General features: G+C 67.1%; 23 protein-coding genes and 1 riboswitch. Of the genes, 8 read left to right on the forward strand and 15 right to left on the reverse strand.

What is annotated here, in order from left to right; translation table 11 throughout:
- Position 1: 1 nt before the first annotated feature.
- The 3 genes from phoB to QC821_RS01650 form a co-directional block, all read right to left on the reverse strand.
- Positions 2–691 (reverse strand): phosphate regulon transcriptional regulator PhoB, encoded by a 690-nt coding sequence (gene phoB, locus QC821_RS01640; RefSeq protein WP_309716101.1) that lies wholly within the window; start codon positions 689–691, stop codon positions 2–4.
- Positions 692–761: 70 nt separating this feature from the next.
- Positions 762–1646, reverse strand: coding sequence for a 4-hydroxybenzoate octaprenyltransferase (ubiA, locus tag QC821_RS01645; protein ID WP_309716104.1), 885 nt, complete (start codon positions 1644–1646; stop codon positions 762–764).
- Positions 1647–1675: 29 nt separating this feature from the next.
- Entirely contained in the window at positions 1676–2230 is a 555-nt protein-coding gene (locus QC821_RS01650; protein WP_309716107.1) for a chorismate--pyruvate lyase family protein, read from the reverse strand.
- Positions 2231–2317: 87 nt separating this feature from the next.
- On the opposite strand from QC821_RS01650, the gene QC821_RS01655 reads away from it, so the two are divergent.
- The 4 genes from QC821_RS01655 (at position 2318) to yccS (ending at position 6595) form a co-directional block, all read left to right on the forward strand.
- Positions 2318–3478 (forward strand): NAD(P)/FAD-dependent oxidoreductase, encoded by a 1161-nt coding sequence (locus QC821_RS01655; RefSeq protein WP_309716110.1) that lies wholly within the window; start codon positions 2318–2320, stop codon positions 3476–3478.
- A 117-nt stretch (positions 3479–3595) separates the two neighbouring features.
- The gene (locus QC821_RS01660; protein WP_043531173.1) at positions 3596–3871 is read left to right on the forward strand and encodes an HU family DNA-binding protein; all 276 of its coding nucleotides are present in this window, start codon (positions 3596–3598) and stop codon (positions 3869–3871) included.
- Between the two features lie 88 nt (positions 3872–3959).
- Positions 3960–4316, forward strand: a complete 357-nt coding sequence (locus QC821_RS01665; RefSeq protein ID WP_309716115.1) for a hypothetical protein — start codon at positions 3960–3962, stop codon at positions 4314–4316.
- 62 nt (positions 4317–4378) lie between these two features.
- On the forward strand, positions 4379–6595 hold the full coding sequence (yccS, locus tag QC821_RS01670) for a YccS family putative transporter (protein ID WP_309716118.1): 2217 nt from the start codon (positions 4379–4381) through the stop codon (positions 6593–6595).
- Between the two features lie 44 nt (positions 6596–6639).
- Here yccS and recG read toward each other — a convergent pair whose 3' ends face one another.
- Entirely contained in the window at positions 6640–8721 is a 2082-nt protein-coding gene (recG, locus tag QC821_RS01675) for an ATP-dependent DNA helicase RecG (protein ID WP_309716120.1), read from the reverse strand.
- On the reverse strand, positions 8718–9638 hold the full coding sequence (locus tag QC821_RS01680; protein ID WP_309716123.1) for a hydrogen peroxide-inducible genes activator: 921 nt from the start codon (positions 9636–9638) through the stop codon (positions 8718–8720). Before QC821_RS01680 ends, recG begins: the two co-directional genes overlap by 4 nt.
- A gap of 80 nt (positions 9639–9718) precedes the next feature.
- Here QC821_RS01680 and QC821_RS01685 point away from each other — a divergent pair, with 80 nt between their 5' ends.
- A complete protein-coding gene (locus tag QC821_RS01685) occupies positions 9719–10594 on the forward strand; it encodes an SDR family oxidoreductase (protein ID WP_309716126.1) in 876 nt (291 codons plus the stop codon).
- Between the two features lie 112 nt (positions 10595–10706).
- Here the strand turns inward: QC821_RS01685 and QC821_RS01690 are convergent, their stop codons facing one another.
- The 5 genes from QC821_RS01690 to gmk form a co-directional block, all read right to left on the reverse strand.
- The gene (locus tag QC821_RS01690; protein WP_309716128.1) at positions 10707–11222 is read right to left on the reverse strand and encodes an acyloxyacyl hydrolase; all 516 of its coding nucleotides are present in this window, start codon (positions 11220–11222) and stop codon (positions 10707–10709) included.
- An 82-nt stretch (positions 11223–11304) separates the two neighbouring features.
- Positions 11305–11694 carry a RidA family protein gene (locus QC821_RS01695; protein ID WP_309716129.1) on the reverse strand — a complete coding sequence of 130 codons (390 nt, stop codon included), beginning with the start codon at positions 11692–11694 and terminating at the stop codon, positions 11305–11307.
- Positions 11695–11794: 100 nt separating this feature from the next.
- The gene (locus QC821_RS01700; RefSeq protein ID WP_309716132.1) at positions 11795–13924 is read right to left on the reverse strand and encodes a RelA/SpoT family protein; all 2130 of its coding nucleotides are present in this window, start codon (positions 13922–13924) and stop codon (positions 11795–11797) included.
- Between the two features lie 31 nt (positions 13925–13955).
- The gene (gene rpoZ, locus QC821_RS01705; protein ID WP_089657954.1) at positions 13956–14210 is read right to left on the reverse strand and encodes a DNA-directed RNA polymerase subunit omega; all 255 of its coding nucleotides are present in this window, start codon (positions 14208–14210) and stop codon (positions 13956–13958) included.
- Positions 14211–14295: 85 nt separating this feature from the next.
- The gene (gmk, locus tag QC821_RS01710) at positions 14296–14928 is read right to left on the reverse strand and encodes a guanylate kinase (RefSeq protein ID WP_309716135.1); all 633 of its coding nucleotides are present in this window, start codon (positions 14926–14928) and stop codon (positions 14296–14298) included.
- Between the two features lie 315 nt (positions 14929–15243).
- Between gmk and QC821_RS01715 the strand changes: the two genes are divergently transcribed.
- Positions 15244–16383, forward strand: a complete 1140-nt coding sequence (locus QC821_RS01715) for an N-acetyltransferase DgcN family protein (protein WP_309716138.1) — start codon at positions 15244–15246, stop codon at positions 16381–16383.
- Positions 16380–17489 carry an alanine/ornithine racemase family PLP-dependent enzyme gene (locus QC821_RS01720; RefSeq protein WP_309716141.1) on the forward strand — a complete coding sequence of 370 codons (1110 nt, stop codon included), beginning with the start codon at positions 16380–16382 and terminating at the stop codon, positions 17487–17489. The genes QC821_RS01715 and QC821_RS01720 overlap by 4 nt, the downstream gene beginning before the upstream one ends.
- A gap of 62 nt (positions 17490–17551) precedes the next feature.
- On the opposite strand, the gene QC821_RS01725 is transcribed toward QC821_RS01720, so the two are convergent.
- The 5 genes from QC821_RS01725 to QC821_RS01745 form a co-directional block, all read right to left on the reverse strand.
- Positions 17552–18031: a Csu type fimbrial protein gene (locus QC821_RS01725; protein ID WP_309716143.1), complete on the reverse strand. Its 480-nt coding sequence runs from the start codon at positions 18029–18031 to the stop codon at positions 17552–17554.
- Positions 18028–20409: a fimbria/pilus outer membrane usher protein gene (locus QC821_RS01730; protein ID WP_309716375.1), complete on the reverse strand. Its 2382-nt coding sequence runs from the start codon at positions 20407–20409 to the stop codon at positions 18028–18030. The genes QC821_RS01725 and QC821_RS01730 overlap by 4 nt, the downstream gene beginning before the upstream one ends.
- Positions 20410–20453: 44 nt before the next feature.
- Entirely contained in the window at positions 20454–21200 is a 747-nt protein-coding gene (locus QC821_RS01735) for a fimbrial biogenesis chaperone (protein WP_309716145.1), read from the reverse strand.
- Complete coding sequence (locus QC821_RS01740; protein WP_309716148.1) at positions 21200–21718, reverse strand: Csu type fimbrial protein; 519 nt, start codon at positions 21716–21718, stop codon at positions 21200–21202. Before QC821_RS01740 ends, QC821_RS01735 begins: the two co-directional genes overlap by 1 nt.
- 180 nt (positions 21719–21898) lie before the next feature.
- Positions 21899–21987, reverse strand: a riboswitch (cyclic di-GMP riboswitch).
- 462 nt (positions 21988–22449) lie between these two features.
- Positions 22450–23313, reverse strand: coding sequence for a YicC/YloC family endoribonuclease (locus tag QC821_RS01745; protein WP_309716152.1), 864 nt, complete (start codon positions 23311–23313; stop codon positions 22450–22452).
- A 165-nt stretch (positions 23314–23478) separates the two neighbouring features.
- On the opposite strand from QC821_RS01745, the gene rph reads away from it, so the two are divergent.
- Complete coding sequence (gene rph, locus QC821_RS01750; protein ID WP_309716155.1) at positions 23479–24201, forward strand: ribonuclease PH; 723 nt, start codon at positions 23479–23481, stop codon at positions 24199–24201.
- Positions 24202–24237: the final 36 nt, after the last annotated feature.

Below are 24237 nucleotides of genomic sequence, written 5' to 3' on the forward strand. Positions count from 1 at the left end.
GTCAGATCTTGGCGGAGAACCGATAGCCGGTACCGCGCACGGTCTGGATCAGGTGCTGATGGGGTTCGCCCAGCGCCTTGCGCAGGCGGCGGATATGCACATCCACGGTTCGCTCCTCGACATAGACATTGCCGCCCCACACCTGGTCGAGCAGCTGACTACGAGTATAGGCGCGTTCCTGGTGCGTCATGAAGAACTGCAGCAGGCGATATTCGGTGGGGCCGATCTCCACCGCGCTGCCGTGGGCGCTGACCCGGTGGCTGGCGGGGTCGAGTATCAGCCCCTCGACCTCCACCGCCTCCTCGACGCCCTTGGGCGTGGTGCGGCGTAGCACGGCCTTGAGGCGCGCCACCAGCTCGCGGGGTGAGAACGGCTTGGTGATGTAGTCGTCGGCGCCGGCCTCGAGGCCCTGGATCTTGTTGTCCTCCTCGCCCTTGGCGGTGAGCAGGATGATCGGCAGTTCGCTGGTGGTCTCCTCGCGCTTGAGGCGGCGTGCCAGCTCGATGCCGCTGGTGCCCGGCATCATCCAGTCGAGCAGCAGCAAGTCGGGCTGGTCGTCGACGATCATGGCGTGGGCATCCTGGGCGTTGTCGGCCTCGAGCACCCGGTAGTCGGCCATCTCGAGGGCCACAGCGATCATTTCGCGGATGGGGGCTTCGTCATCGACGATCAGAACGGTCTTGGCGGTCATCCGGTGGCCTCATCGGGGTCATGACAGTATGGCGATTACACCGCGCTTAGATGACATTCTCGTGACAACCCTACCCCTCCGGCCATAGCGTCAGCGCCAGTCCGGTGAACAGCACCAGCCCCGCCCAGTGGTTGTTGAGGAAGGCCTGGAAGCAGTGCTCCCGGGAGCGGTCGTGGATCAGCCACTGCTGGTAGACGAAGATCGCCGCCATGGCGGCCAGCCCGAGCCAGTAGAAGGCGCCGAGCCCGAGGCGCTGGCCGACCCAGCCGAGCAGGCCCAGGGTGACCAGCTGCAGCAGGCCGATGATCGCCTTGTCGGCGCGGCCGAACAGCACCGCGGTGGACTTGATGCCGATCTTGAGGTCGTCGTCGCGGTCGACCATGGCGTACTGGGTATCGTAGGCCACCGTCCAGGCCAGGTTGGCGGCGAACAGCAGCCAGGCCTCGGGCGGCACATGGCCGAGTACGGCGCCGAAGGCCATGGGAATCGCCCACGAGAAAGCGGCACCCAGGAACACCTGCGGGAAGTGGGTGTAGCGCTTCATGAAGGGGTAGATAAAGGCCAGCACCACCCCGCCGATCGACAGCAGGATGGTGAACAGGTTGGTGAACAGCACCAGCAGGAAGGCCAGCGCCACCAGGCCGGCGAACAGCCCCTTGGCCTCCTGCTCGCTGATGCGGCCGGTGGCCAGCGGACGCTCGCGGGTGCGCTTGACGTGGCCGTCGACGTGGCGGTCGGCATAGTCGTTGATCACGCAGCCGGCGGCGCGCATGGCGTAGACCCCGGCGACGAAGATCAGCAGGATATCGCGGCTCGGCAGGCCCTCGGCGGCGAGCCACAGTGCCCACAGCGTCGGCCACATCAGCAGCCAGGTGCCGATCGGCCGGTCGAGGCGCATCAGGCGCAGGAAGTCGGGAAGGCGTTTCAGGCCGCGAGGGCGAGGGGGATGGTCCATTTCAGTCTCCAGCAGCGACGCAGCCTAGCCTAGCGCGGTGGCAGCGCCAATTCATCCGCCATGGTAGCGAGAAAGAACTCCTGTACCAGCACCGCGAAGCCGGCGTGGCGAAATACCGAGCGGCGGCCCCAGGGCCCCGAGGGGTTCAGCGCGGCGGCGAAGGGCGCGGGATCGGCGCTGACATCGATGGGGCTGCGCTCGAGGCCGGGCTGGCGAAACAGCCAGCTGCCCAGCGAGCGCTCGCCGAGCCGCTCGAGGCGTTGGCCGCGCAGCTGGGCAAGCGGCGCCACCGAGCGGGCCACCACCCAGGGGCGCTGGTCGACACATAGCGCCACCTGGCGTAGCCAGGCCGCCTGGTGCCGTGGCAGCCCCAGGGCTCGGGCCTCGTCGAGGCGCGGCCGGCCCAGGCGTTGATCGAGCAGCCTGACGCGAAACGGGCGACCGTCGGCGGCGGCGACAAGCCGCGCGGTCAAGGAGTCGCTGGAGGCGACCCACTGCCACCAGTCGGCGCTCATGGCCGGGCGGTGGGCGGCGGCGGGGCGCCAGCGGCAGCGCGGGAAGCTCAGTGATGGGCGGTCGGGCACCGGCGGGCTCCGGGTCAAAAACGGGGCCGTAGTGTACCATGGGCGACCAATGATCCCGGTTGCCTGATCCCGATCCCCAGGAGTTTCATGGACGTCCCCTTGACCCTCATCGGCAGCGGCATGGCCGCGCTGGGCCTGGTACGCCAGCTGCGCGAGCGCGACGCCCGGCGGCCGATTACCCTGATCACTGCCGACAGCGGCGACGACTACGCCAAGCCGCTGCTCTCCACGGGTTTCGCCAAGCGCCTGCCGCCGGAGCGCCTGGCGGCCCGCTCGGCGCTGGAGGTGGCCGACCAGCTCGGCGTGGTGGTGCGAACCCATACCCGGGTCACGGCCATCGACCCTGCTGCGCGCCGCCTGTCGATAGGCGCGGAAACCCTGCCCTATGGCGAGCTGGTGATCGCCACCGGCGCCGCTCCCCGGGTGCCCTTTGCGATTCCCGAGGCGGTTGCCACGCGGGTCTTCACCATCAACGACCTCGACGACTACCGCGGCTTTTACGCCGCCCTAGAGGCACTGGGACGCCCGGCACGGGTGGCGATCATCGGCGCCGGCCTGGTGGGCTGCGAGTTTGCCAACGACCTGGTCGCGGGTGGCCATGCGGTAAGCCTGATTGCCCCCGAGGCCACCCCGCTGCCGCGGCTGCTGCCCGAGCCGCTGGGCCAGGCACTGGGGGCAGCCTTTGGCGAGGCGGGTATGGCGTTGAATCTGGAGCGCCACCTCACGGCGCTGGAGGCGCAGGGCAGCCAGGTGGCGGTGCGCCTCGACGACGGCCATGCGCTCGCTGCCGATCTGGTACTGGTGGCCACCGGCCTGGCGCCGCGCACCAGGCTTGCCGCCGAGGCTGGGCTGGCGGTCAGTGACGCCGGTATACGCGTCGATCGCCAGCTGCGCAGCTCACAGCCGGGCATCTACGCGCTGGGCGACGTGGCCTGCGTGGCGGGCGTCAACGCGATGTACGTGCAGCCGCTGCAGGCCAGCGCCAAGGCGCTGGCGGCGACCCTTGCCGGTACCCCCACTCAGGTCAGCTACGGCGCCTGGCCGATCCTGGTCAAGACCCCGCTGCTGCCCTGCGTGGCACTGCCGCCAACCCAGCCGGTGGCGCGCTGGCGCATCGAGGGCGAGGGCGCCGATCTGGCGGCTCTGGCCGAGGCCGAGGACGGCCGTTTGATCGGATTTGCGTTGACAGGCGCCTGCGTCAGGCGGAAAGTCGCACTGGCGCGGGCGGCACCGGCGTTGCTAGTCTAATGTCGTTGTGTTGCGAGGCAGTTATCATCATCGCGTAACCAAACTGTAAACATGTTCTTTAGCGAACAATAACACGGCGGCCATGCCGCTATGCCAATGCCAAACTAGGAGGGCTATATGCGCAAGCCAGAACTCGCCTCGGCGATTGCCGAGCGTGCCGATCTATCCAAGGACAAAGCCAGCCAGGTGCTCAACGTCATTCTCGACGAGATCACCGGCAGCGTGTCGAAGGGCCAGGACGTGTCACTGATCGGCTTCGGCTCATTCACCGTGCGCGAGCGTGCCGCACGTACCGGCAAGAATCCCCAGACCGGCCAGCCGCTGACCATCCCGGCCAGCAAGACCGTGGCCTTCAAGCCCGGCAAGGCGCTCAAGGATGCCGTCGCCAAGTAATGCTGCCCGATGATGCGACGCCCAGTGCCGAACCCCCTCGGCCGTCGGCGTCGTATCTGTGCGACCCACTTCCACGCCAGGACATACCATGAAGCTTCGATTGATGCTGTGGCTGCTCGGCCTGCTGCTCAAGCGAGCGCAGCGGCGCAAGCCGGCGTTTCGCAAGGCGCTCGACGAGATGCGCGGCCTCGACTGGGGCATCGCCACCGAAGATCTGTCCATCGCGCGCCACTACCGGATGTCACCACGCGGTATCGAGACGGCCTCGGGGCTGCCGGTGGATCTCGATCTGGAGCTGCGCTTCAGCGATCCGGATAGCGCGGTGCAGGTGCTGCGCAAGCCGACACAGCGCCGTTTTCTCGACGGCATGATGAGCGGCAAGGTACGCCTGGTCGGTGACTCCAAGGATCTGACCCGGTTGCAGACATTGCTGAGACATCTCTAGGCTGCACGCCGCGTTGACGCCTACGCTAGCCAGCCATCGTTATACTAACGTATAACGTCCCTATGCCGACTACGTTCTCGCTACCGCTGCGTCGCCTGTGGACGCTCGACAAGTTTGCCTACAGCCTGCGGGTCTTCCTGGCCTTCAGCGGAGCGCTGTTGCTCAGCTGGGGGCTGGGCGAGGTGGCGCTGGTGATACCGCTGTTCCTGGGCATCATCGCCAGCGCCCTGTCGGAGACCGACGACAGCTGGCAGGGGCGCCTGCAGGCGCTGCTGGTGACCCTGGCCTGCTTTGCCGTGGCCTCGTTCAGCGTGCAGTGGCTCTACCCCTGGCCGTGGCTGTTCGCCGCCGGCCTGGGCCTGGCCACCTTCGTGCTGATCATGCTCGGCGCCATCGGCCAGCGCTACGCCACCATCGCCTCCGGCACGCTGATCCTGTCGATCTACTCGATGATCAATATCGAGCATCACGGCGGGGTGCCCGACGACGGCCCCTGGCACCAGCCGCTGCTGCTGCTGGCCGGGGCGGCCTGGTACGGGCTGATCTCGGTGATCTGGTGCGCGCTGTTCTCGCGCCAGCCGGTCAAGCAGAGCATGGCGCGGGTCTACAAGACCCTGGGCGAGTATCTGGTGCTCAAGTCGGCGCTGCTCGAGCCGCTGCGCGACGTCGACCTCGAGGCGCGACGGCTGGCGCTGGCGCGTCAGAACGGCAAGGTAGTGGAGGCCCTCAACCAGGCCAAGGAGATGATCTTCCGGCGCCTCGAGGGCCAGCGCGGCGACCGCAAGCTCAACCGCTACCTGCGTATCTATTTCATCGCCCAGGACATCCATGAACGGGCCAGCTCCACCCACTACCCCTATGCTGCCCTGACCGAGGCCTTCTTCCACCACGACGTACTGTTCCGCTGCCAGCGGCTGCTCGACCAGCAGGGCCTGGCCTGCCGGCGCTTGGCCAAGGCGCTGCTGCTCAACCGCGGCTTCGACCACCGCCAGAGCGAGCAGGCGCTGGAGGATCTGCGCGCCTCGATCGACAACCTGCGCGACCAGCGCCGACCGGAGTGGCGCGAGCTGCTGTTCCCCCTCGAGGCGCTGGCCGACAACCTCGCCACCCTGGAGTCGCAGCTGGCCAGCGCCCACAATCCGGATGCCGATGAGCCGCGCCGCGACGATGCGCTGTTCGACCGCTCGCCGAGCAGCCTGAGAGACGCCTGGGAGCGCATTCGCCTCAACCTGACGCTGGCGTCACCGACCTTCCGCCACGCCCTGCGCCTGCCGCTGGCGCTGCTCGCCGGCTACGGGCTGCTGCAGTGGCTCGACCCGCAGCAGGGCTTCTGGATCCTGCTCACCACGCTGTTCGTATGCCGGCCCAACTTCGCCACCACGCGGCGATTCCTGACCCAGCGAATCACCGGCACGGTGCTCGGCCTGGTGGTCGGTTGGGCGTCGATCACGCTGTTTCCGCAGCCGCTGGTGCAGAGCTTGATCGCGGTGATCGCCGGGGTGGCGTTCTTTGCCAACCGCGAGAAGCACTATGTGATCGCCACCGCCTCGATCACCCTGCTGGTGCTGTGCAGCTTCAACCAGGTCGGCGACGGCTTCGACCTGATCTGGCCGCGGCTGTTCGATACTCTGCTCGGCGCGCTGATCGCCGGGCTGGCGGTGTTCTTCATCCTCCCCGACTGGCAGGGCCGGCGCCTCAACCGCGAGGCGGCCAAGGTGCTGACCAACTGCCGCGGCTACCTCGACGAGATCATTCATCAGTACGAGGCCGGCAAGCAGGACGACCTGGCCTACCGGCTGGCGCGGCGCAACGCCCACAATGCCGATGCCGCGCTGTCTACGGTGCTGACCAACATGCTCCACGAGCCGGGCCACTACCGTAAGGCGGAGGCCGACGACGGGCTGCGCTTCCTGGTGCTCTCCCACACCCTGCTCAGCCACCTTTCGGCACTGGGCGCGCATCGCCACCGCCTGGCCGACGACGAGGATGACGCCACGCTGGTGCCGCTGGCCCGCGAGATCGGCGTCCTGCTCGGCGAGATCGCCGAGGCGCTGGCGGCGCGGCGTCCGCTGCGGGCGCTGGAGGCCGAGGTGAATGTGCTGCTCGAGCGGCTCGAGGCGCCGCTGGCGGAGGCCGCTGAAGCGCAAGCGCCCTACCGGCCGATCCAGAGCCAGCTGCGATTGATCGCCCAGCAGCTGGTGCCGATTGGCGAGGCCGCCAATCGACTGGTGATGGCCGGCGCCGGCGCCGCGCCCGAGGCATCAGCCGCTGCAGCCTGAGCAGATAGCGTGGGCCAAAGTCGGCGCGCGCAGGCCGGTGGCGCCTAGACCTGCCCGTAACGCCCCGCTTCCTCGCCCAACCAGCGGCGAATCAGCGGCGGGCTGGCCTCGGGGGCCTGCTCCAGCAGCGCCCGCGCCAGCGGGCTGACCTGCTCGAGCAGGTCGCGGTCGCGCTCCAGGTCGGCGATCTTCATCTGCGCCAGGCCGGTCTGGCGGGTGCCCAGCACCTCGCCGGGGCCGCGCAGCTCGAGGTCTTTCTCGGCGATGCGGAAGCCGTCGCTGGTTTCGCGCATCACCCCCAGGCGCTCGCGGGAGTGGGCCGAGAGCGGCGGGCGGTAGAGCAGCACGCAGAAACTCTCGGTGGCACCCCGGCCGACCCGGCCGCGCAGCTGGTGCAGCTGGGATAGCCCGAGCCGCTCGGGATTCTCGATGATCATCAGGCTGGCGTTGGGCACGTCGACGCCGACTTCGATGACCGTGGTGGCGACCAGCAAATCGAGCTCGCCGGCCTTGAAGGCGTCCATCACCGCGGCCTTGTCGGCGGCCTTCATGCGCCCGTGGACCAGGCCGATGGCGAGCTCGGGCAGCGCCTCGCCGAGCTCGGCGTGGGTTGCCTCGGCGGCCTGGCACTGCAGCGCCTCCGACTCCTCGATCAAGGTGCAGACCCAATAGGCCTGGCGGCCCTCGGCGCAGGCCCGGCGAATACGCTCGACCACCTCGGGGCGGCGCTCGTCGGGCACCGCGGCGGTTTGTACCGGGGTGCGCCCAGGGGGCAGCTCGTCGATCACCGAGACGTCGAGGTCGGCGTAGGCGCTCATCGCCAAGGTGCGCGGAATCGGCGTAGCGGTCATTACCAGCTGGTGGGGGGTCAGACCGCCGGCCTCGCCCTTTTCGCGCAGTGCCAGGCGCTGGTGCACGCCGAAGCGGTGCTGTTCGTCGATGATCGCCAGGCCCAGGCGCTGAAAGTGCACATCCTCCTGGAAGATGGCGTGGGTGCCGACCACCATGCGCGCCCGGCCATCGGCGATGGCCGCCTTGGTATCCAGGCGCGCCTTGCCCTTGAGCTTGCCGGCCAGCCACGCCACCTCGATGCCGAGCGGCTCGAACCAGGCGCGGAAGCTGCGAAAGTGCTGCTCGGCGAGCAACTCGGTGGGCGCCATCAGCGCTGCCTGGCAGTCGCTGGCCAGGGCCTGCAGCGCGGCCATGGCGGCAACCACTGTCTTGCCCGAGCCGACGTCGCCCTGCACCAGGCGCAGCATCGGCGCCGGTCGCTCCAGGTCGTGGCCGATCTCGTCGAGCACGCGGCGCTGGGCAGCGGTAAGGGTGAACGGCAGCTGGGTGATGAAGCGCGCCTGCAGGCTGCGCCCCGAGGGCAGACGTGGGGCGCCGTCGGCCTGGATGCGCAGGCGGATCTGGCGCAGGCTCAGCTGGTGAGCGAGCAGCTCCTCCAGCGCCAGGCGCCGCTGGGCCGGGTGCTGGCCGCTGGCCAGGCGCTCCAGGTCGGCGTCCGGCGGCGGTTGATGTAGATAGTGCAGGCACTCGTGCAGGCCGGCGAGGCGGAAGCGCTCGCGCAGTGCATCGGGGATGCCGTCGGGCAAGGCGTCGGGGTCCTCCTCCAGGCGTGTCAGCACCTGCTTGAGCAGGCCGCGCAGGCGCGCCTGGTTGAGGCCCTCGGTGGTCGGGTAGATCGGCGTCAGATGCTCGTCCACCGGCACCTCGCCGTGCTTGAGCAGGCGGTACTCGGGGTGATATATCTCCAGCCCGGTGGCGCCTGCGCGGGCTTCGCCGAAGCAGCGCACCCGCGTGCCGGGTTGAAACTGCTGCTGCTGCGCCGGCGAGAAGTGGAAGAAGCGCAGGCTGAGTATCCCCGAGCCATCCTTGAGCCGCACCAGCAGGCTGCGGCGGCGGCCGCGTATCACGTCGCTGGCCGCCACCTCGCCGTCGACCACCGCCTCGACCCCGCCGCGCAGCGTGCCGATCGGGGTGATGCGGGTGCGGTCCTGGTAGCGCAGCGGCAGGTGGAAGAGCAGATCGGCCAGGCTGGCGATACGTAGCCTGGCCAGCTTGGCGGCCAGCGCCTCGCCGACGCCGCTGAGCTCGGTGACCGGCTGCTCGAAGGGTGTCATGCGGCGGCGATGGCCTGGCTGCGACAGCGGGCGATGGCGTCGGTCAGCGCATCGATGGCCTTGGGCCGTGGGAAGCTGGCGCGCCAGGCGATGGCCACGGTGCGCGACGGTGCCTCGGGAGTGAACGGCCGGCTGGTCAGCACGCCGCTCTCGTAGTGGCCGGTGCCGATCGCCGACTGCGGCAGCACCGTGATACCCAGCTTGGAGGCCACCATGTGGCGGATCGTCTCCAGCGAGCCGCCCTCGGCGGTGAGGGTGTTACTGGGGCTGTTGAGCTGATGGCTGATGGCTGGGCAGGTTTCGAGAATCTGGTCGCGGAAGCAGTGGCCCTCGCCGAGCAGCAGCAGCCGCTCTTCGAGCAGGTCCTCCTTGTCGATGGTGGCCTTGGCCGTCCACGCATGATCGGCGGGCATCAGGACCTCGAAATGCTCGTCGTAGAGCGACTTGGTCAGTACGTCGGACTCGGTGAACGGCAGCGCCACGATGATCGCATCTAGCTCGCCGCTGCGCAGCTTGCGGCGCAGCGCGGCGGTGAAACCCTCCTCGATATACAGCGGCATCTGCGGCGCGCTGCGTGCCAACTCCGGCACCAGGTACGGAAACAGGTAGGGGCCGATGGTGTAGATGGCGCCGAGGCGCAAGGGGCTTGCCAGCTGGTCCTTGCCGGCGTTGGCCAGCTCCTTGATCACGCTGCTCTGCTCCAGCACCCGCTGGGCCTGTTCGACGATCCGCTCGCCCAGCGGAGTGACCTGGACGGTGGATTTGGAGCGCTCGAACAGCGCCACGCCGAGCTCCTCCTCGAGCTTCTTGACCGCCACCGAGAGCGTTGGCTGGGAGACGAAGCAGCGCTCGGCGGCGCGCCCGAAATGGCGCTCCTGGGCCAAGGTTACGATGTAGCGCAGTTCTGTTAGAGTCATAGCGGTGCCAGTGGGCATCCTCTCGAGCAGATGGATAGCAAATTTCCAATAGGGACTTTTTATCAAGGGGCGAGGGAAAGGTGAAGACGACGACACTGATTATTGGCTGTGGCGACATCGGCATGACCCTGGGACAGCAGCTGATTGCTGCCGGCCAACGGGTGATCGGGGTGCGCCGCGGGGCCATCGCGGCGCTCAAGGATAGCGGAATCGAGCCGCTGGCGCTGGACATCAGCGACCCGGCGGCGCTGACTGAGCTGCCCAATGCCGACACCGTGGTCTACGTGCTCAGCGCCGACCGCTTCGAGGAGGAGGCCTATCGCGCCGCCTACCCCGACGGCCTGCGCGCCGTGCTTGGCGAACTTGCCGGACGCAAGACCCCGCCCAAGCGGGTGTTCTTCGTTTCATCGACCAGCGTCTACGCCCAGCAGGACGGCGAGGTGGTGGACGAGACCAGCCCCACCGAGCCCCACGGCTTCTCGGGGATCCTGATGCGCCAGGCCGAGCAGGCGCTGCTCGACCACCCGCTGCCCGGCACCGTGGTGCGCTTCTCGGGCATCTACGGGCCGGGACGCGACCGTTTGATCCGCCAGGTCAGCGAAGGCCGGATCGCCGCCGGTGCCCCGCCGATGTATTCCAACCGCATCCACCGCGACGACTGCGCCGGGGCGCTGGCGCACCTGATCCAGCGCACCCACGACCAGGCCCCGGTCGACGACCTCTACCTGGCCAGCGACTGCGAGCCGGCGCCTCTGCACGAGGTGATGCTGTGGCTGGCCGGCAAGCTCAAGGTCGAGTCCACCGAGACCATTCAGTCGCCGCTGCGGCGCCGTGCCAGCAAGCGCTGTGATAACAGCCGGCTGCGCGAGAGCGGCTATGTGTTCCGCTACCCCAGCTACCGTGAGGGCTACGCCCAGGTGCTCAAGGAGGGCGGTTTCCTGCCCGCGCAGGCGTAGCACTGAGCGCACAGCGCCCACTCATTAGAGGGAGTGGGGTGGCGGTAGCCTAAGGACAATGTCTCGAAGCTGCCGACGTGAGAGGGGGCGTTTGCTGCCTTTCGGGTCAGCCTCACAGTGGATGTCGGTAGCCTACGGATAGCGTCTCGAAGCCGTCATTAGGACGCTTGATGCCGGCGTTGGAGTAGTGGATCAGGCTCGCCGAGAGCTCGCCGCTGCCCAGCGGCATCCCCACCGCCAGGCGATCCTCGAACTGAAAGGCGCTGGAGAGGTTGCGTGACTCGAGGCGAGTGTTGAGAAACAGCGCCGCCCCGATACCGGCCTCGGCGAACACCCCGCGCTCGCCGGCGAAGGTCCAGCGCAGTGCCGGGGTCAGCGTCCAGGCGGCGTTGTCGTCGCCGTCATCCCCCGGCAGCAGCAGCAGCCCGCTGGCCAGCCGCAGATCGAGCTGCGAGTGCCAGTGGGCGAGGCTGTAGGTGCGGTCCAGTCCCAGGCTCAGTGCTGCGGTGCCCTCGCTGGTGGCGCCCAGTGTGGCATAGCCATCAGCCAGGCTGGCCACGGGGCTGCCCAGCAGCACGATACCGGGCAGCAGTGCGGCTGCCAGGCGATGAAGCGTCACTCGTCTCATGTGGTTTTCCTGCGTTTCGTCCCTGAATACTTGCGGCTCGTTCGGCGAGTTTACGCCAGAAACGATTAGCAGGAAAACGGCCTCAGTCGCCGATCACCATCACCGCCTCGGCCTCGACCTGGCTGCCCTTGGGCAGCGCCTTGACGCCGACCGCGGCGCGGGCCGGGAAGGGCGCGGTGAAAAACTCCTCCATGACCTTGTTGACGATGGCGAAGTTGTCGAGGTCGACCAGGTAGAGGTTGACCTTGACCACGTCGGCCAGCGTGCCGGCGGCCTCTTCGCAGACGGCCTGCAGGTTGCAGAAGACCTGGCGGGCCTGGGCTTCGAAGTCCTCGGAAACCAGCGTCATGGTGGCCGGGTCGAGGGGGATCTGCCCGGACAGATAAACGGTGTTGCCGGCCTTGATGGCCTGGGAATAGGGGCCGATGGCGGCGGGCGCCTTGTCGGTGTTGATCACGGCCTTGTTGCTCATGATGTCTCCCTCGCGTAGTGCGATATGGTGCATTGTAATGAATGTATTTTAACGACGCTGGCCCCGCTGCGGCGCACCGCAGCGAGGCCAAGGGTCGCGTTCAGTTGGTGACGCGGTGAATCTTGCCGACGTGGGGCAGGTTGCGAATGCGCTTGATGATGCGTGCCAGATGCACCCGGTTGCGTACCGCCAGGGTCAGATTGACGATCGACAGCCGCGCATCGCGCTCCTCGATGCCGATGCGCTCGATGTTGGCATCGGCGTCGGTGACCAGACCGGCCAGCTCGGCGACCAAGCCGCGGCGGCTCTCGACCTGGATGCGCAGCGCCACCGGGAAGTCGGCCACCTGGGTCTCGGACCACTCGAGGGCGAACAGCTTTTCCGGGTCGTTGCGCAGGTCGTCGAGGTTGCGGCACTCGGCGCGGTGCACCACGATGCCCTTGCCCACCGAGGTATGCCCGATCACCGGGTCGCCGGGCAGCGGGTGGCAGCAGCGCGCGAAGTTGATCACCATGCCTTCGGCGCCGCTGATCACGATCGGCCCATCGACGACGCGCGGGCCGCGCGGCTCGGGGGTCTCCTGCAGCGCCTCGACCAGCCAGCGCGCCACTGCATAGGCCATGCGCGTACCCAGCCCGATCGATTCCAGCAGCTCGTCCTGCTGCTTGACGCCCAGCGCCTCGAGCTGGGTGGCGAGGTGGCCTTCGGGCAGCTCCTCGAGGCTGGTCTCGAAATCCGCCAAGGCCTTGTTGAGCAGCCGCCGGCCGAGCTGCACCGACTCGGTGTGCTGCTGGTTCTTGAGCGCATGACGGATCGCCGAGCGCGCCTTGGCGGTGATCACGAACGACAGCCAGGTGGTGTTGGGCCGCGCCCCGGGAGCAGTGATGATCTCCAGCGTCTGGCCGCTTTCCAGGCGGCTCGACAGCGGCGCCAGGTGGCGGTCGATGCGACAGGCGATGCAGCTGTTGCCGATATCGGTGTGCACGCTGTAGGCGAAGTCGACCACCGTGGCGCCCTGGGGCAGCTCCATGATGTCGCCCTTGGGAGTGAACACGTAGATATCGTCGGGGAACAGGTCGTTCTTGACGTGTTCGATGAACTCCAGGGAGTTGCCCGCGTGACGCTGCATCTCGAGCAGGCCGCGCACCCACTCGCGGGCTCGGGCGTGGCTGCCGGCGGCGATCGGCCGCTCGGTCTGGCCGGCCTTGTAGAGCCAGTGGGCGGCGATGCCGTTGTTGGCCATGGCCTCCATCTCGCGGGTGCGGATCTGCACCTCGATGGGCATGCCGCCGCTGCCGAACAGGGTGGTGTGCAGGCTCTGGTAGCCGTTGGCCTTGGGGATGGCGATATAGTCCTTGAAGCGCCCCGGCACCGGCTTGTAGAGGTTGTGCACCGCGCCGAGGATGCGATAGCAGCTGTCGACGTCGTCGGTGATGATGCGGAAACCGAACACATCCATGATCTCGGCGAACGGCTTGCGCTGGTCGCGCATCTTCTTGTAGATCGACAGCAGGTGCTTCTGGCGGCCGATCACGGTGCCCGGCAGGCCGTCGTCGTCGAGGCACTTCTGCAGGCTGCTCTGGACCTGGCGGATGGTCGAGCGGCGATGGCCGCGGGCCTTGCTCACGGCACGCTTGATGCGCTCCGAGCGCATCGGATGCAGGGCCTGGAAGGAGAGATCCTCGAGCTCGACGCGGATGGTGTTGATGCCCAGCCGGCCGGCGATGCGGGCGTAGATCTCCAGCGTCTCGCGGGCGATGCGGCGCTTCTTGTCGGGGCGCAGGGCACCCAGGGTACGCATGTTGTGCAGGCGGTCGGCGAGCTTGACGATGATCACGCGGATGTCCTTGGACATCGCCAGCACCATCTTCTGGAAGTTCTCGGCCTGGGCGACCGCCTTGTCCTCGAAGGTGATCTGGGTCAGCTTGGAGACCCCATCGACCAGCTCGGCCACCGCCTCGCCGAACTGCTCGCCGAGGGCCTCCTTGGAGACGCCGGTATCTTCGATCACGTCGTGCAGCATGGCGGCCATCAGGCTCTGATGGTCCATGTGCATATTGGCGAGGATATTGGCCACGGCGAGCGGGTGAGTCACATAGGGCTCGCCGGAGCGACGCCGCTGGCCGTCGTGGGCCTGCTCGGCGTAGTAGAAGGCGCGCTTGACCTGGCAGATCTCTTCAGGGGGAAGATAGCCGCCGAGGCGGTCGGCCAGGTCATCTATGGTGAACATGCAGCGCGCCTATCCCCGGGTGGTCAACGAATCACTCTTCGCCCATCTCCGGCTCGCGACGCACCCGAACCGGTGCGGCTTCCACCGGCTCGTCGAGAACGTTCTCGTCGATCTTGCCGGCGGCGATCTCGCGTAGCGCCATCACGGTGGGCTTGTCGTTCTCCCACGGCAGCAGGGCGTCGCGTGAGCCGCGAGCCAGCTGGCGAGCGCGCTGGGTGGAGATCATCACCAGCTTGAACCGGTTTTCGACGTTTTCGAGACAATCTTCAACGGTGACTCGCGCCATGTGCAGGTACCTGACTTCGATGTAGGGCGGAAATGGCGAAGGAACGGCCAAATTGGCCATTCGATGCTATGGAGGACAGAAGAGTCTACTCGACCGCCTCGCTCCCTGACAAGAGCGCCTGCAGTAGCGGGGCCTGTGCCTCGCGGACACGGGCCAGTCGCGAGCGGGCGGCGCGCACCAGCGCCTCGAGGTCGTCGAGCGCCGTGGTGAAGTCGTCGTTGATGATCACGTGATCGTACTCGTCGTAGTGTGACATCTCGCTGACCGCATCGCGCATGCGCCGCGCGATCACCGCCTCGTCGTCGGTGGCGCGGGATGACAGGCGCTGGCGCAGGGCGGCCAGCGACGGCGGCAGGATGAACACCGACTCGGCCTCGGCGACCTGCTCGCGGACCTGGCGTGCGCCCTGCCAGTCGATCTCCAGGATCACGTCGGTACCGGCCGCGAGCAGGGCCTGCACCGCCGGCCGCGAGGTGCCGTAGTAGTTGTCGAAGACGCGGGCATGCTCGAAGAAATCGCCACGCTCGATCATCGCCTCGAAGCTGGCGGTCTCGACGAAGTGGTAGTTGACGCCGTCCAGCTCACCGGGGCGCATGGCGCGGGTGGTATGCGACACCGAGACCTGCAGGCCGTCGAGGCGCTCGAGCAGCGCCCGCACCAGGCTGGTCTTGCCGGCGCCGGAGGGCGCGGAAACGATAAACAGCGTGCCTTGGGACATAGCGGCTCCGGAGCAGAAGGCGAGTGGCTAGAGGCCAGGCATTATACGTGGCCGCAGCGCTCGGCGTCATGTTTCGGCACGCGTCGTGCCGGGCACAGGCCAGCGTTGCGTGGTTCCGACCCGCGTCCATGGCATGCTCAGATGAAGGCAGGAATCTTCTCTTGCAGTGTGCGCCCAGCAACATACGGGCGGCCCCAATCTCCGTATGCTGACGTACATCCACTTGCTTAGTGGAGACCTCTCGCTGACTGTCGGCTGTCTCGATCGACACCATCCCGTTGCCTCCCCTGAGTACAGACTCGAGGTAGGCGATTCATGCTTCCAGGTTCCCTTCAAGCCATTCTCGACGCCGCCGCTGCCCCCAGTGACGCCCGCCATTCGGCCATCGTCTACTGCGAGGGCAATTTCGCACGCATCGATGGCAAGACGGCCAACGGCCTGGTGCGCAACAGTGAGCGCTATCGCATCCTGTCCGTCATCGACAGCACCCTGAGCGGCGAAGACGCGGGTGTCGCCCTGGGCGAGGCGGCGGTGGGCATCCCCATCGTGGCCGATCTGGCCGATGCGCTGGACGCGGCCGACGCTCTGCCCGACTTTCTCATCTTCGGGCTTGCCCCGCTCTCGGGCCTGATGTCCGAGGCCGACCGCGCGGTGGTGCTGGCGGCGGTGGCGGCGGGCGTCGGGGTGGTATCCGGCCTGCACGAGTTTCTCGCCGACGATCCGGAGATCGCGGCGGCGGCTAAGGCCAGCGGGGTAACGCTGCACGATATTCGTCGGCCACGCCCGACCAAGGATCTGCGCATGTTCGACGGCGCGATCGGCAGCGTCGACTGCGTGCGCATCGCGGTGCTGGGTACCGATGGTGCCATCGGCAAGCGCACCACCTCGACGCTGCTCACCCAGGCGCTCAACGACGCCGGGATTCACACCGTGATGGTAGGCACGGGACAGACCGGCCTGATGCAGGGTGCCGCCTATGGCGTTGCGCTCGATGCCATTCCCGCTCAGTTCGGTGTCGGCGAACTGGAAGGGGCGGTGCTCGCCGCCTATGAGGGCGAGCACCCCGACGTCATCGTGATCGAGGGCCAGGGTGCCCTCAGCCACCCCGCCTACCTGAGCTCGACGGTGGTGCTGCGCGCCAGCCGGCCGCAGGCCGTGATCATGCAGCATGCCCCGGCCCGCCGAATGCTCAGCGACTATCCGGCAGTGCCGATGCCGTCGCCGCTCTCGGAGCTCAAGCTTATCGAGCTGTTCGGCAAGACCCGAGTCATCGGGCTGGCGATCAACCATGAGGACATGACCCGGGAGGAGGTCGCGGCGGCCATCGCCCGCTACGCTGGCGAGCTCGGTATTCCTGCCACCGATGCGCTGTGGCACGACCCTGCGGCGCTGGTGGCAATGGTCACCGCCGCCTTTCCTGCACTCAAGGTGCATCAACCACTGGCCATGGCGTGACCTGCCCGCGCGTCGAGATCGATCTGACCAGGATCGAGGAGAATGCCCGCGCACTCGTCAGTCGCTTGTCCGGCCGCGGTATCGCCGTCACCGGGGTCACCAAGGCGACGCTGGGCTCCCCGGAGGTGGCAAGGGCCATGCTTGCGGGGGGCGTGGTGCGTCTCGGCGATTCGCGGATCGCCAATCTCGAGGCACTGCGCGATGCCGGCATCCGGGCCCCGCTGACCCTGCTGCGCTCGCCCACGCCCGACCAGACCGCCCGGGCAGTGGCGTGCGCCAGCCTTAGCCAGATCAGCGAGCTCGAGGTGGCCAAGGCACTCTCGGCGGCGGCGGGCAGGCTTGGCAGCCGTCACGGCCTGGTGCTGATGGTGGAGCTGGGCGACCTGCGTGAGGGCGTACTGCCAGAGGACGTACTCGACCTCGCCCGGCGCATGCTGCGGCTCCCCCACGTCACGCTCGTTGGCCTCGGCACCAACCTGGCGTGCCGTGCCGGTGTCGTGCCGAGCGCCGACAACATGGGCGAGCTCTCGGCGCTGGTGAGCAGGCTCGAGGACGAGCTGGGCCTGCACCTGCCGCTGGTTTCCGGCGGCAATTCGGCTAATCTCGCCTGGGCCTTCGCCGCGCCCGCGGGCCGCGTCAACGACCTGCGGCTCGGCGAGTCGATCCTGCTGGGCTGCGACCCTGTCACGCGGCTGCCGCTGCATGGCCTGCACACCGACGCCTTCACCCTGGTGGTGCCCGTCATCGAGTCGCTGGCCAAGCCGACGGCGCCGCGCGGCGCCACCGGGGAGGCGGCATTCGGCGTGCCGGCAGCAATGCGCGAACGCGGCACCATCATCCAGACGATTGCCGCAATCGGGCGCCAGGACGTAAATCCCGAGGGCTTGACGCCGCCTGCCGGCGTCAGCGTGCTTGCCGCCAGCAGCGACCACCTGGTACTGGAGACCCAGCAGCGCCTGGCAGCCGGCACGGAGCTGCGCTTCGGCCTCGATTACTCGGCGCTGCTGCGCGCGATGACCTCTCCGTTCGTGGTGAGCACATTTACGGCGACGCAGCGTCAGCCGCTGTCTCTGGCCACAACCGGCTCGCCGAGCAGCGTCGTCTGAGCAGTGGGCTCAGCCCATATTGCCGACCACAAGGGTGATGGGCTGACGCGTCCAGCATCATGCTAGAACTCCAGTGTCACGGTAAGGAGATCCGTGTAGCTATCCACGCGGACATTCTGGCCCTCCGGGATGCGCCCATACAGGGTGTGCTCCTGGGTCCCCTCGGTGCTGCCATTGAGAGCGAAGGCCCCCTCGCCCCAGACCAACGTGCGGGCAGCATCCTGATGCAAGCGGTAGGCCAGAGTATCGCTGCTGCTGCCCAACAAGGGCTGTTGGGGACTGCCGTTGGCCGAGTGCAGGGCGAGGCTATAGCTGGTGGCTTCGCTGCAGCTTACCGTGATGGTGGCGCTGCTATCGCTGGGCGTTGCGCTGAAGACGTCGTACTCGGCAAAGCCCAGCCCGCTGGCGCTGACACTGCACTCCGCCTGGGCGGCGCCGGCTGCCAGCGCCAGGGCCGCTGCGGCCAGCCAGCGCAGCAGCGGGTGGCGGGCAGCGCGACAGCCGCTCGAAGCCCAGGTGCATGAAAAGGGAACAGCATTCATGGTGTGACTCCGTGGCAGGTGACATCACCTAGCTCGAGAAAGACATCTTCGACTTCCGGCACCTGCAGGGTGAAATCGCAGGCCTGCCCCCGCCAGCGGGCGCGTAGGCGGTTAGTCGACGCCAAATCGGTCACGAAGGCCTCGCCTCGCAGTCCCACCGCAAAGTGCTCGCCGCGTGCATTTTCCACCACCGCCCCGGCCGGCAACGGCTCGCCGCTCTCCAGCAGGATCCGGAATAGCGCATCGCGGCTATGGGTCACTGGAAAGCGCAGCGCCACGCCGCTGCGGTAGTAGGGGGCTACCTGCATCTCCAGGCTGTCGACCTTGGCGCCGAGGGGCAGGTCCGCCTGCTCAATGCCGATGCGGTTGTGTTCATAAGCGCGCAGGCGTGGAACCAGCGCATTGCCGTGACGATTGGTGCGTGCGACCGGCTGGTTGTCGGCATAGACCTGGACATCGGCAAAGCCCGGCAGCTGTACCACGGCAAAGCTGCGATCGATATGCCTGCTGGCAAACAGGTTGCCGCCGAGCCAGGCGGCACCACCACGCACGTTGGCTCGGCTGGCGGTGTGGCCATGGCGCTGAGAGGCCTCCAATAGGTAGGTCTGGTAGTCGCTCTGCAGGCCGAGGCTGGCCTGGTGGTGATCGTCGTCGCCGAGGCCGGCGCTAACCCGGTAGCCGACTCCCCTGCCTACCGGCAGACTGCGCTGTATCTGCATGCTGCCCTGGCGATTTTCTCCGCGCTCACTGAAGCTCAGGCTGGCACGAGTGCGTGGCATGCCCAGCGGAATGCTCAAGCCTGCCCGCAAGGCGGTTTCACCGTTTGCCATGAAGTGCAGCGCCGCCAGCGTCAGATGGCCGAAGGAGCCCAAGCTCTTGCTGTAGCCCAGGTTGATGATCTCGATATCATCCCTGCTGTCGAAACGCTGAGCGGTATAGCTGAGGCTTAGCGAGCCCAGCTGGGCGCTCGAGAGGCTGGAGAAGACACTCTGCTGATGGCGCGGCAAGGGCCGCCCCTGCTGCATGCCGAGGCGCATGAAGTCCTCGCTGGCGAACTGGCTTTCGACCCCCACGCTCAAGGGCCACCCTTGGCGCTGCAAGCCCAGGGTCGTCAGGTCACCCTGGCGGCCATCGGCCTCGCTGGCAGCATAGGCGGCATGCATGACACCGCCGAACGGCAGCAGCCAGCTGCCGCCCAAGCCAGCCATCTGCTGGTCCTGCAGCACCTGGGCATGCAGCTCGGTGGTCAGCCAGTGGGTCACTCCGGCGCGGTAGGTCGCCGTGCCCAGTGCCCGACCATAGGCATTGCTCTCACGACCGTAGTCCTGGCGAACCGTGCCCAGCTCCACGGAGTAGCTCCTCAGGCCTGGTTGCAGCAGTCGCGCGCTGGTATAGAAAGACTGGGTGATCAGCTGTTCGCGGCCGAGGACGTCGCGTACTACCAGCCTTGCCTGGCCCTGGCCGGTGATCATGGGTATCTCGTCGATAATGAAGGGTCCGGGTGGCACGTCGCGTCGCAGGCGCAGGGCATCGTTCACGTAGAGATCGACGGTAGACGGTAGCGCGGCCTCACCGGCCATGCTCTGCAGGGGCAGGGTGACCATTTGCGGGCGGGTGGTGAAGTTGCTTCCCCACTGCAGGCCGCCGAAGCGCACGCCGCCACTCCAGGCCGTGCCCAGGGTGGTGGTATCGCCGAGCCGCAGGGTGCGCATGTTGTCGGGATTGTCGCGGCGCCACTGAGTGTCCAGGCGCACGATGCTCGGCAGATCGTCGGCCGGGGGGGCACGCACCACCAGGCGATTGACGCCGCTGCCCCAGCCGTTGAACACGCCCTGCTCAAGCAGCCCACTGTGGCGGGTCTCTCCGCGGCTGTTGGTGCTCGACAGGTCATAGTTGAAGAAGGCGCCCGGGGACGAAGGCGTCAGCGCGACGCGCTCCCGGCCCAGGCCCCCTAGGTGGGTGTCGGCGAACAGCGCCGCGGGCACCTTGAGGTCCAGCGTGGAGCGGCGCCGGTCCAGCTCGGAGGAGATACCCAGCGGTTCAAGCGGGTAGAAAGGCTCGCCATAGTGATCCAAGGGCTCGCTAGCCGGTAGCGAGATACGCCACTGCTCGAGGTCGCTGGCGGCCACCCAGACCGCATGCCCGTCGTGTATCAGCACCAGCGCGGTGGTGGGCCGGCGCTGGTCATTGACCGTGGCTTCCAGCCACAGCTCCTCGAGCGTGCCGATGCCTGGAATGCCTGACGCAGCCACGCCGGAAGCCCCCGCCCAGTCCGGCTCCGGCGAGAGCTGCGCGACTAAGCGCGTATACCAGTCAGCGAGCCTGGCGGCTGGAGCCGGCGTGGTGTCGGCATGTGCCTGGCTCGACATCAGCAGCATGACGGCCAAGGTGCTCCCCCTATGCCACGCCGACCGCTGCACGACTACTCCACCTTCAGGTGTGAGGCGGTTTCCTGACCATTGACGCCCGCCGTGATGACAAGCTCGCTGCCTGCCGCGGGGAGGGGACTGCCTGAACTCAGGCGCCAGCGCTGCGTGGCGCCTGGTAACACATAGGCGTTGCCTGAGGGCTGTAGTGTCCGCCCATCGGGCAGCCGTACGCGAAGTCGACTCACCTGGCCGTGGCCGTTGCCGCGGTTGTCGGCGCTCAGATGCCATTCGTCACCGCTGCCGCGCTCGACGCGCCAGTGCATGTGTGGAGCCGCCACGCCTGATGCCGGTGCCACGAATACCGGCAGGCTGATGCGTAGCGACATGCGCAAGCCTTGGAAGTCATCCGCGCTGGGCGGTGGAAGCTCCTGCAGGAAGAGTCGATAGCTGAGCTGGGTATCTTGCGCGGGCGGGCGACGCAGTCCTACCCGCAGCATCTGCGTCTGCCCGGGGGCCAGGGTAAAAATGGGGGGCGTGGCGAGCACCTCGCGGCTGGGCGTGTAGATGTCCTGCCCGCCCTCCTGGCGCCATGCCTGAAGCTCCACCTGAACCGACGTTTCCTCGGCGCCTGTGTTGCGTACCCGCAGCGCCACCACATTGTCCTGGGTGGACAAGACCACCCGGGTCGGACTGACGCTGAAGCTGCCGGCCAGCGCCTGGCTTGCCAGCAGCAGCGTCAGCATGAAGAGAGGCACAACCAGGCCGCGATAAGCGGCCTGGCGTGAGCTTAGGTAGGTCATCAGAAAGTAACGGTGGCTACAACGGTATCGGTGTAGGCCCCCGCGGGTGCGCTGCTCTGAGCGCCGTCGATCCTGCCGAACACGGTGTGGTCCTCCGCGGCCCCTGTGCCCGTCGTGGCGACGCTACCCGTCGCATCGTTGGTCCATTCAGTGGTGCGCCCAGCATCGCTGAAGAGTGAATATGTCAGGAAGTTGGTGGCGTCGGTCAACTGCCGCTCGGGGGCGGCGTCGCTAGAGGTGCCGCCGGGGTTGGCACCCTGCCCCAGGGTGATGGCAACCGGGGCGTCCTGGGTACAGGTCACGGTCACGTTGCCGGTACCATCCAGCGCCACCGGATCAATGGGGTCGTAGTCACCAAACGCCAGGGCCGTGGCGCCGATGGTGCAACTCGCCACGACAGTAGCGCTGACATCGAGGTCCGTAGATTGCTGTGCATGAACAACTGCACTCCCCCCGGCGGCCAAGGCCACGGCGGAAATCAGGGCCAGTTTACGTAGCGAAAATGTCTTGTTGCGCATAGAGAGCGCTCCCTCGAGTGTATTATGTCGTTGATAACGACCTAATAATCAATTGACCAAGGCATACGCTTACTCTGTGTGTCGCCGACTGGTTACGGTTCTAAAACTAAATACACAAAGAGCTTATTATCCAGAAAGAGGATCGCAACAAGGAGGGAATCCCGAAATGGAATTCAGGCGTGTGGCGGCCCCTCGATCCACGGGATGCGGGCATCCCTGGACAGGTAGCTTTGCGTCACCGCTTTGCAACGGCTATGCCCTTGTCAACATGTTGCCTGTTATTTCAGGCGCCAGGCCAGTGCGAATATCAGCCTGTTCAACGTTATAACATCGAAAGCTGGTATAACGTAGATTTACATTAGTTGTATTTTGGGAGCGGCACAAGCTTTGTTTCTTTGTTTGGTAAATTAAAGGCAAAAAGTTTTCGGCGCTTAATAAAACATATTGGCGTTTTTATGAAATAGGCAATGTTGATTAATGCGATAGTAGGCATTAAGTTAAAGTATTATTTTATACTCGATTGGCTCATCTTTCTTGCATATTACTGCTTATCTACCCTTTATTGCCGACTGTTCGAACCACGCCCAAGGCCCTGGGCCGTCACGGTGACGGCCCAGGGCCTAAGCGCTCATTCCGTTCACGGATGGCGAGCGCCATGGCGCGGCGTTGATATGCCATGCAGTTTTTGATTTAAAACAATGGCCTGTGGCCCACGTGGTCTTCCGCAGGCGTCACTCTATGTTCTGGATCTGCTCACGCATCTGCTCGATCAGCACCTTGAGCTCCACCGCGCAGCGGGTCGACTCGGCGACCACCGACTTGGAGGAGAGGGTGTTGGCCTCGCGGTTGAGCTCCTGCATCAGGAAGTCCAGGCGCCGGCCCACCGGGCCCTGCTGGGTGAGCTGGCGCTCGACCTCACTGACGTGGGTATCGAGGCGGTCGAGCTCTTCGTCGACGTCGGCCTTCTGCGCCATCAGCGCCAGCTCGGCCTCGAGGCGCTGGGGGTCGAGCTCGGCCTTGACCACCTCGAGCCGCTCGAGCAGCTGCTGGCGCTGGCGGGCGAGGATGTCGGGGAGCAGGCGGCGCACCTCGGCGACCTGCTCGCGGATGCCGGTCAGCCGGGCGTGAATCAGCTCGGCGAGCTGTGCGCCTTCGCGGCCGCGGCCGGCCACCAGGTCGTCCAGGGCGGTCTTGAACAGCGCCTGGGCGGCGGCCTGGATGGCTTCGTGGTCGACGCTGTCGGCGGCCAGTACGCCGGGGTGCTGGAGCATGCCGAGGGCGTCGGGCATGGCGACGCCGGGCAGCTCGCTGCGCACCTCGACCAGCGCCTGGGCGAGGGCCTTGAGGCGCGTGCGGTCGACGCTCAGACCGTCGCCGCCGGCCAGCGGCTCGAAGCGCAGGGTGCACTCGACCTTGCCGCGCGCCAGGCGGTGGCGCAGCGCATCGCGCCACAGCGGCTCGAGATCGCGCAGGCTGTCGGGCAGGCGGAAGTGCAGGTCGAGATAGCGCTGGTTCACCGAGCGCAGTTCGAGCTGCAGGCTGCCCCACTCGGCCTCGTGGCGCTGGCGGGTGAAGGCGGTCATGCTGTGCACCATGCAAATCTCCTGGGCTGTCGATAGCGGTGGAAAGCGATGCCGCCAGTGTACCCGATTCGTCGCTGCGAACGTGTAGAATGGCGCCACGGCGGCGGCCACCAGCCATCTCGACGGCCCGGCCGGCCGCCCTTCATTCCGATTGCAAGCCCGAGAGTTGAGAGACCTATGCGCCCCAGTGGACGACAGCCCGACCAGGCCCGCGAGATCCGCCTGACCCGCGACTATACCCGCCACGCCGAAGGCTCGGTGCTGGTGGAGTTCGGCGACACCCAGGTGTTGTGCAATGCCAGCGTCGAGGCCGGCGTACCGCGCTGGCTGCGTGGCAAGGGCCAGGGCTGGGTCACCGCCGAGTACGGCATGCTGCCGCGGGCCACCCATACCCGCGGCGGGCGCGAGGCGTCACGCGGCAAGCAGGGCGGCCGCACCCTGGAGATCCAGCGCCTGATCGGCCGCTCGCTGCGCGCCGCGGTCAACCTCAAGAAACTGGGCGAATTCACCATCACTGTCGACTGCGACGTGATCCAGGCCGACGGCGGTACCCGCACCGCCTCGATCACCGGTGCCTGCGTGGCGCTGGTCGATGCCATCCGCTACATGCAGCGCAAGAAGCTGATCAAGCAGGACCCCTTCGTGCAGCTGGTCAGCTCGGTGTCGGTGGGCATCTTCAAGGGCACCCCGGTGGTCGACCTCGACTACCCCGAGGATAGCGGCGCCGATACCGACATGAACGTGGTGATGACCGAGTCGGGGGGGCTGATCGAGGTGCAGGGCACCGCCGAGGCCGGCGCGTTCTCGCGGGCTGAACTCAATGCGTTGCTCGACCTGGCCGAGGCCACCGGGAGCGACCTCTTCAACCATCAGCGCGAGGCGCTGGGCATCCGCCAGTAGCGCGAGGCGCAACGCATGACGCCGGCCCTGAGGCCG

This window comes from Franzmannia qiaohouensis, assembly GCF_031451695.1.
Lineage (GTDB): Bacteria > Pseudomonadota > Gammaproteobacteria > Pseudomonadales > Halomonadaceae > Franzmannia > Franzmannia qiaohouensis.

What these genes read in the sequence shown, in the direction of transcription:
- phoB (WP_309716101.1), bottom strand. Translation starts at nt 691, where the DNA reads ATGACCGCCAAGACCGTTCTGATCGTCGATGACGAAGCCCCCATCCGC.
- ubiA (WP_309716104.1), bottom strand. Translation starts at nt 1,646, where the DNA reads ATGGACCATCCCCCTCGCCCTCGCGGCCTGAAACGCCTTCCCGACTTC.
- QC821_RS01655 (WP_309716110.1), top strand. Translation starts at nt 2,318, where the DNA reads ATGGACGTCCCCTTGACCCTCATCGGCAGCGGCATGGCCGCGCTGGGC.
- QC821_RS01660 (WP_043531173.1), top strand. Translation starts at nt 3,596, where the DNA reads ATGCGCAAGCCAGAACTCGCCTCGGCGATTGCCGAGCGTGCCGATCTA.
- QC821_RS01665 (WP_309716115.1), top strand. Translation starts at nt 3,960, where the DNA reads ATGAAGCTTCGATTGATGCTGTGGCTGCTCGGCCTGCTGCTCAAGCGA.
- yccS (WP_309716118.1), top strand. Translation starts at nt 4,379, where the DNA reads ATGCCGACTACGTTCTCGCTACCGCTGCGTCGCCTGTGGACGCTCGAC.
- recG (WP_309716120.1), bottom strand. Translation starts at nt 8,721, where the DNA reads ATGACACCCTTCGAGCAGCCGGTCACCGAGCTCAGCGGCGTCGGCGAG.
- QC821_RS01680 (WP_309716123.1), bottom strand. Translation starts at nt 9,638, where the DNA reads ATGACTCTAACAGAACTGCGCTACATCGTAACCTTGGCCCAGGAGCGC.
- QC821_RS01690 (WP_309716128.1), bottom strand. Translation starts at nt 11,222, where the DNA reads ATGAGACGAGTGACGCTTCATCGCCTGGCAGCCGCACTGCTGCCCGGT.
- QC821_RS01695 (WP_309716129.1), bottom strand. Translation starts at nt 11,694, where the DNA reads ATGAGCAACAAGGCCGTGATCAACACCGACAAGGCGCCCGCCGCCATC.
- QC821_RS01700 (WP_309716132.1), bottom strand. Translation starts at nt 13,924, where the DNA reads ATGTTCACCATAGATGACCTGGCCGACCGCCTCGGCGGCTATCTTCCC.
- rpoZ (WP_089657954.1), bottom strand. Translation starts at nt 14,210, where the DNA reads ATGGCGCGAGTCACCGTTGAAGATTGTCTCGAAAACGTCGAAAACCGG.
- gmk (WP_309716135.1), bottom strand. Translation starts at nt 14,928, where the DNA reads ATGTCCCAAGGCACGCTGTTTATCGTTTCCGCGCCCTCCGGCGCCGGC.
- QC821_RS01715 (WP_309716138.1), top strand. Translation starts at nt 15,244, where the DNA reads ATGCTTCCAGGTTCCCTTCAAGCCATTCTCGACGCCGCCGCTGCCCCC.
- QC821_RS01725 (WP_309716143.1), bottom strand. Translation starts at nt 18,031, where the DNA reads ATGAATGCTGTTCCCTTTTCATGCACCTGGGCTTCGAGCGGCTGTCGC.
- QC821_RS01730 (WP_309716375.1), bottom strand. Translation starts at nt 20,409, where the DNA reads ATGCTGCTGATGTCGAGCCAGGCACATGCCGACACCACGCCGGCTCCA.
- QC821_RS01735 (WP_309716145.1), bottom strand. Translation starts at nt 21,200, where the DNA reads ATGACCTACCTAAGCTCACGCCAGGCCGCTTATCGCGGCCTGGTTGTG.
- QC821_RS01740 (WP_309716148.1), bottom strand. Translation starts at nt 21,718, where the DNA reads ATGCGCAACAAGACATTTTCGCTACGTAAACTGGCCCTGATTTCCGCC.
- QC821_RS01745 (WP_309716152.1), bottom strand. Translation starts at nt 23,313, where the DNA reads ATGGTGCACAGCATGACCGCCTTCACCCGCCAGCGCCACGAGGCCGAG.
- rph (WP_309716155.1), top strand. Translation starts at nt 23,479, where the DNA reads ATGCGCCCCAGTGGACGACAGCCCGACCAGGCCCGCGAGATCCGCCTG.